Source organism: Nocardia sp. NPDC051832 (assembly GCF_040681285.1).
Lineage (GTDB): Bacteria > Actinomycetota > Actinomycetes > Mycobacteriales > Mycobacteriaceae > Nocardia.
Map to the genome: position 1 here is coordinate 684,631 of NZ_JBFAYL010000003.1, position 17,792 is coordinate 702,422.

Annotated in this window: 2 protein-coding genes (both only partly in view); both read left to right on the forward strand. The window is 69.6% G+C overall.

Translation table 11 applies throughout. From position 1 onward, the window contains the following. Positions 1-3,759: the final stretch of a non-ribosomal peptide synthase/polyketide synthase gene (locus AB0M14_RS21030; RefSeq protein WP_364997394.1), read on the forward strand. The gene continues 14,214 nt to the left of window position 1, outside the view; only the last 3,759 of its 17,973 coding nucleotides appear in the window; the start codon falls outside the window, past its left edge; it ends in the stop codon at positions 3,757-3,759. After that, on the forward strand, positions 3,759-17,792 hold the 5' portion of the coding sequence (locus tag AB0M14_RS21035) for a non-ribosomal peptide synthase/polyketide synthase (RefSeq protein ID WP_364997396.1). Its footprint extends 11,436 nt past the window's final position; only the first 14,034 of its 25,470 coding nucleotides appear in the window; the start codon lies at positions 3,759-3,761; the stop codon falls past the right edge of the window. The genes AB0M14_RS21030 and AB0M14_RS21035 overlap by 1 nt, the downstream gene beginning before the upstream one ends.

Below are 17,792 nucleotides of genomic sequence, written 5' to 3' on the forward strand. Positions count from 1 at the left end.
AACCGCACCACATATCCGATCGAACCCGCCACCCTCGCCGACCTGATCGAGGCACAGGTCGCACGCTCCCCCCACGCCGAAGCGCTCATCGACGCGACCACCGAGAACTGGCTCAGCTACCAGGATTTCGATGGCGCCACGAACCAACTGGCGCGCAAACTGATCAGCGTGGGCGTCGGCCCGGAAACCACCGTCGTTCTCGCCATGCGACGCTCGGTGGAACTGGTCGTCGCAATGTACGCGGTAGTCCGCGCCGGCGGCGCCTACGTCCCGATCGACCCGGACCATCCCACCGACCGAATCACCCACATCCTCGACACCGCGGCCCCCGCCTGCATCCTCACCACCGCACGCGACGGCCTGCCCATCGAAACCACCATCCCCGCATGGGAAATCGACCAGCTCGCCCTGAGCGACCTCGCCGAAGACCCCATCCGCGACAGCGAACGTGTCCGCCCCCTACGCCCGGGCCACCCCGCCTACGTGATCTTCACCTCCGGCTCAACCGGCGTACCGAAGGGCGTCACCGTCCCGCACTCCGCGATCGTCAACCAATTGACCTGGCTCCACGAAAAATTCGCCCTCAACGGCAACGACTGCGTGCTACTGAAAACCCCCGCGACCTTCGACCTCTCAGTCTGGGAATTCTGGTCCCCCCTCGTTACCGGCGGTCGCCTCGTAGTCACCCCACCCGGCACCGAACGCGAACCCGAACGCCTACACGACCTCATGACCCGCCACGGCGTCACCGTCCTACACGCAGTCCCTTCCCTGATCGGCATGCTGCTGGCCACCAGCGCGGACGCACCACTTCCCGCGACCCTCCGCCACGTACTCGCCATCGGCGAAGCCCTCCCCCCAGCAACCGCCGCAGACTTCCTCCGCCGCGCCGGATCCACTCCGGAGGCTGGTGGCTCGGGAGACGTGGTTCCCGTGGATGTCGCGAAGGTGCTCGCCGTGGCCGCCGGTGCGGAGATCAGTGCTGCTGATGCAGCGGACATGTTGGACGGTTTGGCGCGGTATCGGCGTGATGCGGGGGTGCGGCAGTTCGATCGGGCTGCGGGAGCCGGTGATTCACGGGTTGGTGAGGTGACGGTCGATCGCGTCGCGCTGCCGGTGCGCAAACCTGTGGATGGTTGTGCAGAAATCCGGGGTGCCCGGCTTTTCAATTTGTATGGGCCGACTGAGGCTGCGGTGTCGATTACCGCGTACGAGGTTGTGGATGAATCGGCGCAGGTGGTGCCGATTGGGGGGCCTGTTTGGAATAGCCGAGTTTATGTGCTGGACGGGCGATTGCAGCCGGTGCCGGTGGGTGTGGCGGGGGAGTTGTATCTGGCGGGGGTGCAGTTGGCGCGCGGGTATCACGGGCGGGCGGGGCTGACGGCGGAGCGGTTTGTCGCGGATCCGTTTGCGGGGGTGGGGCGGATATATCGCACCGGGGACATGGTGCGGTGGCGGGGGGACGGCGCGCTGGAGTATCTGGAGCGGGCCGACTTTCAGGTCAAGATCGGCGGGTTCCGGATCGAGCTCGGGGAGGTCGAGGCGGCGTTGCGGCGGTTGCCGCAGGTGCGGGCGGCGGTTGCGGTGGCGCATCGTGGGGTGAAGCTCGTGGCCTATGTCGAAGTCGTTCAACAGGATTCGGAGAGCATTGATCTGCGAGCGGCAGTGTCCGCCGAATTGCCCGGCTACATGGTGCCCGCCGCGGTCGTGGTGCTGGAGTCGTTGCCGCTCAACGCGAACGGGAAGGTCGATCGGTCGCAGCTGCCGGAACCGGTGTTCGCCGTCGCCGAATTCCGGGCCGCAGGCACCGAGCTGGAGCAGTTGGTCGCGGTCACCTTCGCGGAGGTGATCGGGTGCGTGCGAGCCGGTCTCGATGACGACTTCTTCGCGCTCGGCGGCAACTCGCTGCTCGCGACCAAGCTCAGCGCTCGCCTCGGGGCTGCCTTGGGTACGCAGGTGCCGGTGGCCGCGGTGTTCGAAGCGCCGACGGTCGCGGCGCTGGCCGCGGGGCTCGCTGTCCTCGAATCGGCGCAGCTTCCGCCGCTGGTGCGGCGCAACGCTTCCGGGCCTGCCGCGTTGTCGCCGGCGCAGCAGCGGATGTGGGTGCTGAACCGGCTCGCGCCGGACAGCTCGGCCTATAACATCCCGGCCGCCGTCAAACTCACCGGAGCGCTCGACGTGCGCGCGCTGACAGCCGCGCTGGCGGATGTGGTCGCCCGGCACGAGACGCTGCGCACTCGCTATCCCGACACCGCGGACGGCCCGATTCAGGATGTCGTTCCCGTCGCGGCGGCCACCGCTGACCTGACGCCGGTTCCCCTGCGCCGCGGTGACGTCGGCGCGCGCCTCCGCGAGTTCGTCGCAACCGGATTCGATGTCACGGCCGCGCCCCCGGTGCGCGCCGCACTCTTCGAGATCGCCGACGCGGCACCGGAGTGGATCCTCGTCGTCGTCCTGCACCACATTTGCGCGGACGGCTACTCCGTCGCGCCGATGACGCGGGACCTGATCGGCGCGTACGCCGAACGAGTAGCAGGCCGTGCTCCCGGATGGACGCCACTGCCCATCCAGTACGCCGACTACAGCGACTGGCAGCGCACGCTGCTGGGCGCGGCCGACCACCCGGACAGCCGCCTGAATTGTCAACTCGACTACTGGACAAAGGAATTGGCGGGACTCCCGGAGGTCCTGGCACTGCCGACCGACCGCCCGCGCCCAGCCCGCCGCGAAATGACCGGCTCCGAAGTGCGATTCGAGGTCGCGGCCGATCTGACCACGCGCCTCGCACTGGTCGCTCGCGAGCACGGCACCACCTTGTTCACGGTCCTGCACGCCGCGCTCGCGGTCCTGCTGTCCAAGCTCTCCGGCAGCGCCGACATCGCGATCGGCGCACCGGTGGCCGGTCGCGGGCCGAAGGAGCTCGACGACCTGATCGGCATGTTCGTCAACACCGTGGTGCTGCGGACCGAGCTCGATCCGCGCGCCGAGTTCACCCAGCTGCTACGCCAGGCCCGGGATCGGGACCTGGCCGCGTTCTCGCACACCGATGTTCCGTTCGAGCAGGTCGTCGAGACTGTCGGCGGGAACCGGTCCAGCGCCTACACGCCGCTGTTCCAGGTGATGTTCACCTTCCAGAATCTGCCGGAAGGCCGCATCGCACTGCCCGGGCTCGAGGTGGAGGTGCTCGAACTGGACCTCGGCGAGGCGAAATTCGATCTGCATCTCACCGGCATCGAGCGGTTCACCGCCGACGGCGCGTCGGCCGGCCTGGATATGCGGTTCGGTTACGCCACGGACATTTTCGACGCCGAGACCATCCAGCTCTACGCCGAGCGCTTGCTCCGGGTATGTACCGCTGTCGCCGAGGATCCGGCAATCATCTTGCGGGCCATCGATATTCGGACCGAGTCCGAACAAGGCAAGACCGCCGCGGCACAGCCGGAACCGGCCCTCGCGGACCTGCCCGAGCTGGTCGCCGCGGCGGCCCGGCTCGCACCCGGCGATGTCGCCTTCACCCACGGCGCGCACACGGTGTCCTATCGCGAGCTGGACGCGAAGCTCCGCACTGTCGCCAAGGCGATGGGCACGGCCGCTACGCCGGAAACCCTGGTCAATGTCGGTCTCGCCGGGCTGGTGCCCGGTGTTCTCGCCGCACTCGGCGGTGATGGCCTCGCGCAGGCCATCCGCGCCTTGCTCAGCGCCGCCCAGGCCGTGGTCGCACGGCCGGCGCAGGTTATCGATTCGGAAGGAAACAGCTGATGTCGCAGACGGATTCGGCCACATCCCGCGCCCAGGGCGCCCGTATCGAGCCACGCCCACATCCGGCGTTGCGGCGGGCCTACGGCATCGAGGACCTGCCCGGCCTCATCGCCACCGTCGCCGAGCTGGCGCCGGACCGGATCGCGTTGCGCCACGGCGACACCGCGCTCACCTACGCGGCGCTGCACACCGAGATCGCGGTGCTGGGTGCGGCGATGGGCGGCGGGCTCGGCGCGGATGTCCTGGTGTCGGTGGTCGTGTCGAGTCAGCTGCCCGAGCTGCTGGAGTCGACGGACGGAGCGCTCGGCGTGGTGCTCACCGAACTCGTGGACGACGCGCTGACCGCGGCCGGCCCGGTCCTGCCGACCAGTTTCGCTCCTATCGAAACGTTGGCGAGCGAGTTCGAGGCGCAGGTGCGCCGGACACCGGACGCCGTGGCGCTCGAATACCGCGGCGCGACAATGACCTACGCCGAACTCGATGCCGCGGCCGAGTCCCTGGCCCGGCGCTTGGTGCGGCTTGGCGTCGGACCGGACGCGCTGGTGGGCTTGGCGGTACGCCGATCCTTCGAGTTAATAATCGGGATGTACGCGATCGTCAAAGCGGGCGGCGCGTACGTCCCGATCGACCCGGAGCATCCGGCCGAGCGCATCGGTTACGTGCTGGAGGTGGCCGATCCGGTCCTGGTGCTCACCACGACAGCCGACGAGCCGCCCTTGCCCGCGGGCGTGCCGGTGCTGCGGATCGACGAATTCGAGCCGGTGGACGCCGATGCCGGGCCGCTGCCCAGTCTGGACCCGGACAACCTCGCCTACGTCATCTTCACCTCCGGCTCGACGGGCAAGCCGAAAGGCGTTGCCGTGTCCCACCGTTCGATCGTCGCGAACCTGCACTGGCGGCAGCGCGGCTACCGGCTCGGCGAAACCGATGTGGTGCTGCAGAAGACGCCTTTCACCTTCGACGTCTCGGTGTGGGAATTCTTCTGGCCGTTGCAGATCGGCGCGCGCCTGGTCATCGCCGAACCCGACGGCCACCGTGACCCGGCCTATCTGGCCCGGACCATCGCCGAAACCGAGGTCACCGTCGCGCATTTCGTGCCGTCGATGCTCGCGGTGTTCGTCGCCGAGCCGCTGGCCGAGGCCGCCGCGGCGACGCTGCGGCTGGTGTTCGCCTCCGGCGAGGCGCTGCCCGCCGCCACCGCGGCCGCGTTCCGGGAGATCAGCGGTGCGACGCTGCACAACCTGTACGGCCCCACCGAGGCCGCGGTGGACGTCACCGCGCACGAGGTGACGGCGGCGGACCGCACGACCGTCCCCATCGGCGTCGCCGCCGACGACACCGAACTGCTTGTCCTGGACGACAATCTGCGCCCGGTCCCCGGCGGCGTGGTCGGCGAGCTGTATCTGGCGGGCGTGCAGCTGGCGCGCGGCTATGTGGGCCGGTCCGGGCTGACCGCGGACCGCTTCGTGGCGAATCCGGAGGGTGCGCCCGGCGACCGCATGTACCGCACCGGCGACCTGGCACGCTGGGTGACCGACTCGGACGGCGGCCCCGGCGAACTGGAGTACCTGGGCCGCACCGACTTCCAGGTCAAGCTGCGGGGGCTGCGCATCGAACTGGGCGAGGTCGAGGCGGCGCTGTCCCGCCGCCGGCAGGTCGCCCAGGCCGCGGTGGTGCTGCACCGGCACGCGGGTGGCGACCATCTGGTCGGGTTCGTGGTGCCTGCCCCGGGCCTGGTGCTCGACACGGCCGAGATTCTCGAGGACGCGCGTAAGCAGCTGCCCGAGTACATGGTTCCGTCGCTGCTGCTCGTACTCGACGAGATGCCGCTGAACGCGAACGGCAAGCTCGACCGGCGCGCACTTCCGGAGCCCGAATTCGCCGACGCCGCGATCGAATACCGGGAGCCGGCCACCGCCGCCGAGCGCGCGGTAGCCGAGATCTTCGCCGACCTGCTGGGCGTGCCGCGCGTCGGCGCGGCGGATGACTTCTTCGCGCTGGGCGGCAATTCCCTGCTCGCCGCCCGCGCCATCGCCCGGGTATCCGCGGCCTTGGGGACGGTTGTGGATGTTCGCGATTTCTTCGATACGCCGACGGTCGCGGCGCTCGCGGCCCGCACCGGTGGCACGGCGGCCCGTCCGCCGTTGGTGGCCGCCGACCGGCCGGACCGGATCCCGCTCTCCCCCGCGCAGCGGCGCATGTGGTTCCTCAACCGGTACGGTTCCGGCTCGCATGTCACGGCTGTGGACAACATTCCGCTGGCGCTCCGGCTGCGCGGCCCGCTCGATGTCGCGGCGCTGTCGGCCGCGGTCACCGATCTGGTGGCCCGGCACGAGATCCTGCGCACGGTGTATCCGCAGACCGGCGCCGGGCCCGTCCAGGTGGTGCGAGCGGTCCATCCGGCGTTCGATCTCGCCCCGCGCGACGTACCCGCGGACGCTGTCACCGGCGCGATCCTCGAAACCGCCACCAAGGGTTTCGATGTCGCCGAGGAAATCCCGATGCGGGTGTGCCTGCTACGCAGCGCCGCCGACGATCACACGCTGGTGTTCGTCGTCCATCACATCGCCGCCGACGGTGTTTCGCTGGGCCCGCTGATGCGGGATCTCGTCACCGCCTACGCCGCGCGCGCGGCCGGTCGGGTGCCCGCATGGGTACCGCTGGCCGTGCAGTACGCCGACTACGCGTTGTGGCAGCAGGCCGTGCTGGGGGAGGCCGAGGACCAAGATTCCCCGGCCGCTCGCCAACTCGCCTTCTGGCAGACGGAACTGGCGGATCTGCCCGCCGAGCTCGCGTTGCCCGCCGACCGGCCGCGGCCCGCGACCGTCTCCTACCGGGGTGCGACCTATGCCTTCGCCCTCGACGCGTCCCTGCGGACGGCTGTGGACAACACCGCACAGCGTTGCGGGGCGACGCCCTTCATGGTGCTGCACGCCGCGCTCGCCGCACTGCTGGCCCGGTTGTCCGGGACTACCGACATCGCCATCGGCACCCCGGTCGCGGGCCGCGGTGAGCGGGGGCTCGACGACCTCGTCGGCATGTTCGTCAACACCCTGGTGCTGCGCACCGAGGTCCGGCCGTCGCACACCTTCGCCGACCTGATCGCCCACGCCCGCGAGCGGGACGTGCGAGCTTTCGCGCACGCCGATATCCCGTTCGAACAGCTGGTGGAAGCGCTGAACCCGGCCCGCTCCCGAGCCCGGCATCCGCTGTTCCAGGTAGCGCTGTTCATGCAGAACATGGCCCCGGTCGCCCTGGCGCTGCCGGGCCTGGACACCGAGCTCGCCGACTTCGACTCCGGCTTCTCGAAGTTCGATCTACAGCTGACGCTGACCGACAGCGCCGACGGGTACCGAGCCGAATTCACCTATGCCACCGACTTGTTCGACGCGGCGACGGTCGCCGAATTCGGTGCGAAGTTCGTCCGGCTGCTGCGCGCGGCCGTCGCGAACCCGGCCACGGTGATCGGCGATATCGAGCTGCTGGACGCGGGCGAACTCGATTACGTCACCGCCAGCTGGAACGCCAGCGGGCACCGGGTGCCCGACCGCTTCCTGCACGAGGGTTTCGACAACCAGGTCCGCCGGACACCAGCGGCCGTGGCGCTGCTGGCCGACGCCGATCCCGACAGCGCGCTGACCTACCGCGAACTCTCCGATCGGGCCAACCGGCTGGCCCGGCTGCTGATCGCGGCGGGCGTGGGGCCGGAAACCCTGGTGGTGCTGGCCATGCCGCGGTCGGTGGAGCTGGTGGCGGCCATGTACGCGGTGCTGCGCGCCGGTGGCGCGTATGTACCGGTCGACCCGTCGCACCCGGCCGAGCGCATCGGCCACATCCTCGCCACCGCGCGACCACATTCGGTCTTGACTACGCGCGCAGCGGGATTCATCGCCACCACGGCGGTGCCGGTGCGCTACGTCGACGAGCTCGACCTCACGGATTACTCCGACGGCACCCTCAATGACCGGGAACGCCTTGCCCCGCTGCACCCGGAGCACCCGGCCTACGTCCTGTTCACCTCGGGCTCGACCGGCAAGCCGAAGGGCGTCGCGGTCAGTCACCGCGCCATCGCCAATCAGCTGGCCTGGATGCACGACGAGTACCGCCCGCGCACCGGGGATGTGTACCTGCAGAAGACCGCGACCACCTTCGACGTCTCGCTGTGGGGCTACTTCCTGCCGCTGCGTGCGGGTGCGACCTTGCTGCTCGCCACCCCGGACGGTCATCGCGATCCGCGCTACCTCGCCGAAACGATTGCCCGCCACGGCGTCACGCTCACCGACTTCGTGCCGTCCATGCTGTCGGTGTTCGCGGCGCACGTCGAACCTGGCGAACTCGATTCGCTGCGTGATGTTTTCGTCATCGGGGAGGCGCTGCCCCCGGAGACGGTCGCGGCCTTCGGCGCGGTCTGCGCGGCCGGGCTGCACAATCTGTACGGACCCACCGAGGCGGCGGTCTCGATCACCTCTCGCGAGGTGACCGGGGTGGACTCCGGGCCGGTGCCGATCGGTGAGCCGGAATGGAATTCGCAAGTCTACGTCCTGGATTCGCGGCTGCACCCGGCGCCGATCGGGGTGCCCGGCGAGCTCTACCTGGCCGGTGCTCAGCTGGCCCGGGGCTACCACGGCCGGGTCGATCTCACCGCGGATCGCTTCGTGGCGAACCCGTTCGGCTTCGGCGGCGAACGCATGTATCGCACCGGCGATCTGGTGCGGTGGACCCAGGACGGTGAGCTCGTCTACCTGGGCCGTGTGGATTTCCAGGTGAAGTTCCGCGGGCAGCGCGTCGAACTCGCGGAGATCGAAACCGCGTTGCTGGCCGTCCCGGCGGTAAGTCAGGCGGCGGTCCGGCTGATCGCCGCGGATACCGGCGACTACCTGGCCGGCTACGTCGTTCCCGCGCCCGGTGCGGATCTGGATCTGGATCTGGATCTGGTTAAAGAGATACTGTCCCAGCGCCTTCCGGCATACATGGTGCCTACCGCGCTGGTCGAGCTGAGCGAATTCCCGGTCAATACGAGCGGCAAGCTGGACCGCAACGCCCTCCCGCTGCCGGTCCTGCGGGCCAAAGCCTTCCGCCCACCGGTCGACGCGGCGCAGCGGCTGGTCGCGGCGGTGTTCGGCGAGGTGCTGCGGGTACCCCGAGTCGGGGTGGACGACGACTTCTTCGCCCTCGGCGGCAGTTCGCTGGACGCGACTCAGGTGACCGCGCGCACCGGCGAGGCCGTCGGTGTGCGCATTCCGGTGCGAGCGCTGTTCGAGGCCGCCACCGTGGCCGGGTTCGCCGCCGTGGTGGACGAGCTGAGCCGAACCGGTGCGACGCGACTGCCGCTGACACGGCAGGAACGCCCGGAGCGGATCCCGCTGTCGCCCGCCCAGCAGCGGTTGTGGTTTCTCAACCGGCTCGAAAGCCAGGACGGTGGTGCGGGCGTCTACAACTTGCCGGTGGTGCTGCGGCTGCGCGGCCGGCTCGATGCCGGCGCGCTCGAACAGGCCGTGCTGGACGTGCTGGCCCGGCACGAATCGCTGCGCACCTGCTTCCCGGACCACGAAGACGGGCCGTACCAGGCGATTCTGGCGGCCGAGGACATCGAGCTCAGCTTGGCTCCGGTGCGGGTGGGGCACGGGGAGCTGAACGCCGCGATCACCGCGGTCGCTCGCGCGGGCTTCGACGTCACCACCGAGATCCCCGCGCGGGCGGCGCTTTTCCTGATCGATCAGACCGACGATGCCCGCGGGCTGCCCGGCGACGAATACGTGCTGGTGTTCGTGGTGCATCACATCGCCGCCGACGCGCTGTCGATGACGCCGCTGGTGACCGATCTGGTGCGCGCCTACCAGGCCCGGTTGCTCGAGCACGAGCCCGACTGGGACGAATTGCCGGTCCAGTACGCCGATTACAGCCTCTGGCAGCGGCGTCTGCTGGGGTCCGGAGAACGCGCCGGTGATCCGGCGCGGCGGCAACTGCGGTTCTGGCGGGACGCGCTCGCCGGGCTGCCGGGGGAAGCGCCGCTGCCGGCAGATCGGCCGCGACCGGTACGGCCGACGAATCATGGTGCGGCGGTGGGTTTCACCGTCGACGCCACCGTCGCGGCCGGCTTGCGCAGGCTGGCCGAACGGCAGGGTGCGACCCTGTTCATGGTGCTGCACGCGGCTTTCGCGGCGACGCTGGCGCGGCTCGGCGGGACGGCTGACATCGTCCTCGGTTCGCCGATCGGTGGTCGCGGCGAGCGCGAGCTCGACGCGCTGGTCGGCATGTTCGTCAACACGCTCGTGCTGCGTACGGAGGTCGCGCTCGACGTTCCGTTCGCTGATCTGGTCGGCAGCGTCCGAGACGCGGATCTCGCCGCGTTCGGCAATGCCGATCTGCCGTTCGAGCGAGTGGTCGACGCCATGGCGGTGGAGCGCGGGACCGGCGCGCACCCGCTGTTTCAGATCATGTTCAGCTTCGGTGGCGTGGGGCTGGAACCGGGCAACGCGTTCAAGGTGCCGTGGCTGACCATCGAGCCGATCGAAATCGAGGACACCACTGCGAAATTCGATCTGCACCTGGTCCTGAACGAGCAGGCCGACGCGACGCTCTCCGGAAGCCTGCGTTACGCCACGGATCTGTTCGATCCCGCGACGGCCGCGGCCGTCGTCACCCGGCTGGAGCGCATGCTCGCCGGGGTGGCGCTGGGGCCGGAAACCCTGGTCGGCGATATCGAGCTACTGGACGCGGCCGAACGCGCTGAAGTGGTGGATCGCTGGAACGCGACGACGCACGCCGTGGACGAAAACCACACGCTCCCTGGGCTGTTCGCCGCGCAGGCGCGGCGCACGCCGGAGGCGCCCGCGTTGACCTTCGAGGGGACGACGCTGTCCTATGCCGAGGTGGCGGCACGGGTGTACCGCCTGACGCGCTGGCTCATCGATCAGGGTGTCGGTCCGGAAAGCCTTGTGGCGCTGGGTATGCAGCGTTCGGTCGATCTGGTCATCGGCATGTACGCGATCAGCATGGCCGGCGGCGGCTACGTGCCGCTGGACCCGGATCATCCGGTGGAACGTATCGGGCACATCCTCGGCACCGCGGCCCCGACCCTCGTGCTCACCGCCGGTGCCGACCTGGATATCACGGTGCCGCAGTCCAGGATCGATCTGCTGGATCTGAGCGAGTACTCCTGCGCACCCGTCACCGACGCCGATCGGCACGCGCCGCTCCGGGCCGCGAACACGGCATACGTCCTCTTCACTTCCGGGTCGACCGGCGTGCCCAAAGGCGTTGCGGTCAGCCATGGCTCGATCGTCAACCGGCTGCTGTGGCTACAGACGGCGCACGTGGAGCTCGGCCCGGATGACGCGCTGTTGCAGAAGACGCCGGTGACCTTCGACGTCTCGGTGCCGGAATTCTTCTGGCCGCTACAGGTCGGCGCCCGGCTGGTGCTGGCCCATCCGGACGGTCATCGCGATCCCGGATATCTCGCCGAAACCATTCGGCGAGAATCGATTACGGCAGTGCATTTCGTCCCGTCCATGCTGGCGGTCTTCGTCGCGGAGGCGTCCGGCGAGCTGACCTCGCTGCGCCACGTGTTCTGCTCCGGCGAGGCGCTGCCCGCGCCCGTCGCGCAACGGATGCGGGCGCTGACCGGCGCGCGCGTGCACAACCTGTACGGGCCGACCGAAGCGGCCGTCGAGGTCACCCGGCACGAGGTGAGCGATGCCGACGTCACCGGCGTCCCGATGGGCGGGCCCGGGTGGAACACCCAGGTGTACGTGCTCGACGCCCGGCTGCGGCCGGTACCGATCGGCGTTCCGGGCGAGTTGTACTTGGCCGGTGCGCAGTTGGCGCGGGGCTACCTCGGCCGATCCGATCTCACCGGAGATCGCTTCCTGGCCAATCCTTTCGGGCCCGCGGGTGATCGCATGTATCGCACCGGCGACCGGGTCCGCTGGAACACCCGCGGTGAACTGGAGTACCTGGGCCGCACCGACTTCCAGGTGAAGCTGCGCGGCCTGCGCATCGAGCTCGGGGAGATCGAGACGGCGCTGCTCGCGCTGCCCGCGGTCGCGCAGGCGGTGGTGCTGGTCCGCGACGATCACGGCACCGGCGATCGGCTCGTCGGATATCTGGTTCCCGCCGCACCACTCGAGCTCGACGCCGTGCGCGCCGCTCTCGCCGCGGCACTGCCGGGATACATGGTGCCCGCGGACTTCGTGGTGCTCGAGGCCTTACCGCTCAGCGCCTCGGGCAAGCTGGATCGCACCGCGTTACCCGCCCCCGTCCTCGAATCGGCAGGCTTCCGCGCACCGGAGTCCGACGCCGAATGCCTTGTCGCCGAGACTTTTCAGGCGCTTCTGGGCGTCGACGAGGTGGGCGCCGACGCCGACTTCTTCGCCCTCGGCGGCAACTCCCTCATCGCCACCCAGCTCGCCGCGCGCCTGAGTAGAGCCACCGGAACCCCGGTGCCGGTGCGCGCCGTCTTCGACGCGGCGACCGTCGCCGCGCTCGCGGATCGTCTTACGCTGCGGACCGGCGCGAACGCGGATACCGTACCGGTGATGTTGCCGCCGCTCGTCCCGCAGAACCGCGACGACGCCATCCCGCTCTCGATCGCGCAGCAGCGGATGTGGTTCCTCAATCGATTCGACAGTGCCAGTGCGGGATACAACATCCCGTTCGCCTTGCGGCTGACCGGCGCGCTGAATGTCGGTGCCCTGCAAGCGGCTATCGGCGACGTGATCGGCCGGCACGAGACGCTGCGCACGATCTATCCCGAGCACGACGGCGACGCCACCCAGCTGGTGCTGCCCGCCGGCACCCGGCTGGTGGACCTGGTGGTGCGGACCGTGGCGGTCGCCGATCTGCCGCAGCTGATCGCCACGGTCACCCAGGCCGGTTTCGACGTCACCTCCGAGGTGCCGCTGCGGGTGCGGTTGCTGCGACTGGACGACGGCAGCGCCCGCCCGGACCATGTGCTGCTGTTCGTGGTGCACCACATCGCCGCGGACGGTTGGTCTTTCGGGCCGCTGACCCGTGATCTGACCGCCGCCTACGTCGCGCGCTGTGCGGACTCCGCCCCCGCGTGGGCGCCACTTCCGGTGCAGTACGCGGACTTCGCGCGCTGGCAGCGGGATGCGCTCGGGTCGGCCGGTGACCAACACTCGGTGCTGGCGCGCCAACTGGCCTACTGGACCGATCGGCTGACCGGCCTGCCCGAGGTGCTCGGCCTGCCTTCGGACCGGCCGCGTCCCGCTGTCTCGAGCAACCGCGGCGCGGCGTGCACCGGGCACCTGGATTACGCGCTGCATCAGATGGTGCATGATCTGGCGGCCGCGCACCGGGTGACGCCGTTCATGGTGCTGCACACCGCCTTGGCCGTGCTGCTGAGCCGCCTGAGCGCGACGACCGACATCGTGGTCGGCGCGCCCGTCGCCGGACGCGGTGCGCAGGCCCTGGACGAGTTGGTCGGCATGTTCGTCAACACCCTGGTGCTGCGCACCGAGGTGCGCCCGGACGCGACCCTGGCCGAACTGCTCGCCACCGTCCGCGACACCGACTTGGCCGCGTTCGAGCACGCGATCGTGCCGTTCGAGCAACTGGTGGAGACGCTGAATCCGGCGCGCTCCCAGTCGCATTCGCCGCTGTATCAGGTGGCGCTGACGCTGCAGAACCACAGTAGGCCGGACTTCAAGCTCCAGCGCTTGGCCATCGCGGCGCTCGAGGTGGGCCCGGCGCCGATCCAGGTGGATCTGGACTGGACCCTCACCGACCGCTACGACGCCGACGGCAACCCCGGCGGCATCGATATCCACCTGCACTATGCGCTCGACCTCTTCGACGAGCACACCGCCGCCGGCTTCCTGGACGCGTTCGAGCGGGTGCTGCGGGCCATGGTGCGCGACACCCGCACCTTGGCCGGGAATGTCGAGATCATGTCGGTCGCCGAACGCGGCCTGCTGCTGTCGGACCGCAATGCCACCGCGCGTCCGCTGCTGCGCGAAACGCTCGACGATCTGCTCACCGCGCGGGCCGGGGCCGAGCCCGGCGGGATCGCGGCGCGCTACGAAGGCGACGAGATCACCTATGGCGACTTCGCCGGTCGCGTGAATCGACTGGCACGCTGGCTGATTTCGGAAGACGTGGGGCCGGAGACCATCGTCGGCCTGGCGGCTGCGCGGTCCATCGACATGCTGGTCGCCATGTACGCCATCGTGCGGGCGGGTGCGGCGTACCTGCCGATCGATCCGGCGCATCCGGCCGACCGCATCGCCATGGTCGTCGACAGTGCGGCGCCGGCGCTGATATTGGCGGTGGGCGGCGCGGAGCTGCCGCCGCTGGACGGTGTCCGCGTCGTCGATGCGTCGGCATTGGACCTGTCCGGGTTCGCCACCGGCACTGTGCACGACGACGAACGGCTCGGCCGGCTGCGGCAGGGCAACACCGCCTATGTGCTGTTCACCTCCGGGTCGACCGGGCGGCCCAAGGGCGTCGCGGTCACCCACCGCGCCATCATGAACCAGCTGCGCTGGCTGGAATACCGCTACCAGGTGACGGCCGCCGACCGCATCCTGCAACGCGCTCCGTTGACCTTCGACGTCTCGGTGTGGGAATGCTTCCTGCCCATCGCCGTGGGCGCGCCGCTCGTGATCGCTCGGCCCGGTGGACATTTGGACCTCGACTACTTCGCGGGCCTGCTGCGCGAACACGGCATCACCATCGCCGAGTACGTGCCGTCGGTCCTCGCGGCGCTGATCGGCGAGGGCATGGGTGACGCACTGCGTTCCTTCCGGCACTTGCACTGCGGCGGTGAGGCCTTGACGCCGGATCTGCTCGCGCAGATCCGCGGCAGCTTCGACGGCGCGGTGCACAATGCCTACGGCCCCACCGAAGCCGCGATCTCGGCGATCTATCACGAGTTCACCGACTCGGACGCGGAATCCGGGCGCGAGGTCGCGATCGGCAGGCCGTGCTGGAACACCCGCGCCTACGTGCTGGACCGGCGGCTGCGGGCGGTCCCGATCGGTGTCACCGGCGAGCTGTACCTCGCGGGTGACCAGCTGGCCCGGGGGTATCACGGCCGCTCCGGGCTGACCGCCGAGCGGTTCGTCGCGGATCCGTTCGGGGTGCCCGGGCGAGTCATGTACCGCACCGGTGACCTGGTGCGCTGGAATCGCGACGGAGATCTGGTCTACCTGGGCCGCAACGACTTCCAGATCAAACTGCGCGGCCAGCGGATCGAACTCGGGGAGATCGAATCCGCGCTGGCCGCCGTGCCCGGCGTGGCCAACGCGGCCGTGGTCGTCGCGAAGGACCAGGCCGGATACGACAATCTGGTCGGATATGTCAGCGGCGCAGCGCTTTCGGCGGACGACGTGCTCGACGCGGTGCGCGGTCAGCTGCCCGCCTACATGGTGCCCGCACATCTGGCGGTGCTCGCGGAGATGCCGCTGACGACGGTCGGCAAGCTCGACCGCGCCGCCCTGCCCGCGGTCGAGTTCAGCGGTACCGCCGCGGGATTCCGGGCACCCTCGGAGGGGGTCGCCGCCGTGCTCGCGACGCTCGTCGCGGATCTCCTCGGTGGCGATCCGCGTATCGGCGCCGACGACGACTTCTTCGCCCGCGGCGGCAATTCCTTGCTCGCCATGCGGCTGGTCGCCCGCGCCAACGCCACTTTCGGCTCCGGACTAACCGTGCGCGAGGTGTTCGAAGCCCCGACTGTCGCGGAACTAGCCGGACGGGTAGCACTTTCGGCCCGGCTCGGCGCACAGTCCGAGCAGCCGGTACTCGGTCCGCGTGTGCGACCTGAACGGATTCCGCTGTCGCTGGCCCAGACCCGGATGTGGCTGCTCAATCGGATCGACCCGGAGTCGGCGGTCTACAACATCCCGATCACCATCCGGCTGGCCGGCGCGCTGGACGCGGCCGCACTGCGCGCCGCGCTGTGCGATGTCGTCGCACGGCACGAATCGCTGCGGACGGTGTTCCCCGCCGACGCCGCGGGTCCGACGCAGCTGGTCCGGCCCGGCGCGGAGTACCCGCTCCGCACCACCGAGGTAGCCGAGGACGGGGTGCGCCCGGCGATTCTGCGCTGCGCCGCCCAGGGCTTCGACCTCCGCACCGAACTGCCGTGGCGCGCCGAATTGTTCCGGATCGCACCGCAGGACCACGTGCTGGCCTTCGTGGTGCACCACATCGCCGCGGACGGCGTCTCGACCGCGCCGCTGGCCCGTGACCTGATGGTGGCCTACACCGCCCGCGCCGCCGGCGCGGCTCCGCAGTGGGCGCTGCTCCCAGTGCAGTACGCGGACTTCACGCTCTGGCAGCACGAGGTCCTGGGCTCGGCCGCGGAGCCGGACTCCCTACTGGCCCGCCAGATCGAGCATTGGCGGGCCGAGCTGGACGGGCTCGCCCCGGTCCTGGAAATGCCCGCCGACCGCCCGCGCCCGCCGGTGGCGTCCGGTCGCGGTGCGACCGTGGCGTTCCAGGTACCCGCGCGGCTGACTTCCGCACTGTCGGAGTTGGCTCGCAGGCACGGTGTTTCGACGTTCATGGTTCTGCATGCCGCCTACGCCACCCTGCTGTCCCGGATGGCGCGTACCGAGGACATCGCGATCGGCACCCCGGTCGCCGGTCGCTCCGAGGAAGCTCTGGACAACCTCGTCGGCATGTTCGTCAACACCCTTGTTCTGCGCACCCCGATCCACCCTGAGGCGACCTTCACCGAATTGCTCGCCCAGGTGCGGGCCATCGATGTGCGCGCGTTCGCCAACGCCGACCTCCCGTTCGAGCGTCTGGTCGAAGAGCTGAATCCAGTGCGTTCACAAGCCCATTCGCCGATCGTGCAAGCCTTGCTCACCTTCGAGCATCGCGACGACACCGTGCTGCGACTACCCGGGCTGGAGGTTTCGGCATATCCGCTCGACAACCAGGTCGCCCAGTTCGACCTGGCGCTGGAACTCAGCGAGCATGCCGACGGCGCCGGCACCGCCCTACGCGCGGTGCTGCGCTACGCGACCGATCTCTTCGACGACGCCACCATCGCGGGTTTCGGCGCTCGGTTCCTGCGCGTGCTGGCGGCCGTGGCCGCCGATGCCGGAACCCGACTCGGCGACATCGAACTACTGGACTCCGGCGAACGCGCCCTGGTCCTGCGGCATTGGAACGACACCGCTTTCGAGGTCGACACGACCGCGACGCTGGCGTCGTTGTTCCAGGCGCAGGCCGCGAAGACTCCTGATGCGGTCGCGCTCACGTTCGAGGGGACGAGTCTGTCCTACGCGGAGTTCAGTGGCCGGGTGAATCAGCTTGCCCGGCATTTGATCTCACTCGGTGTGGGCCCGGATTCGATGGTCGCGCTGGGTATGCGCCGCTCGCTGGAGTTGGTGGTCGGCATGTACGCGGTCGCCGTGGCTGGTGGTGCGTATGTGCCGTTGGATCCGGATCATCCGGCTGATCGCACGCGGTATGTGCTCGACACGGCCGCACCGGTGTGTGTGCTCACGACCACGGGTGATGGGTTCGATGCTGGTGCCGTGCGGTCCGTGGTGCTGGATCTGGTGGATTACTCCAGCTACTCCGCGGAACCGATCGCCGACGCCGAACGCCGAGGCGTGCTGCGTCCGTCGAACACCGCGTATGTGATCTTCACGTCCGGTTCGACGGGCCGTCCGAAGGGTGTCGCGGTCTCGCATGCCGCGATTGTGAACCGCCTGCTGTGGATGCAGGACCGGTACGCCTTGCGCTCCGACGACACGGTGCTACAGAAGACCCCAGCCACCTTCGATGTCTCGGTGTGGGAGTTCTTCTGGCCCTTGCAGATCGGCGCGCGGCTGGTCGTCGCCAAGCCGGACGGCCACCGGGATCCCGCTTACCTGGCGCGCGTTATCACCGAACAGCACGTCACCACCGTCCATTTCGTGCCGTCGCTGCTGGCGGTGTTCCTCGGCGCGCCCGCCGTGCCGAGGACATTGCGGCGGATTTTCGCCTCGGGTGAGGCGCTACCGGCCGCGACCGCGCAACGGGCCCGGGAACTCACCGGAGCGCGAGTGCACAAC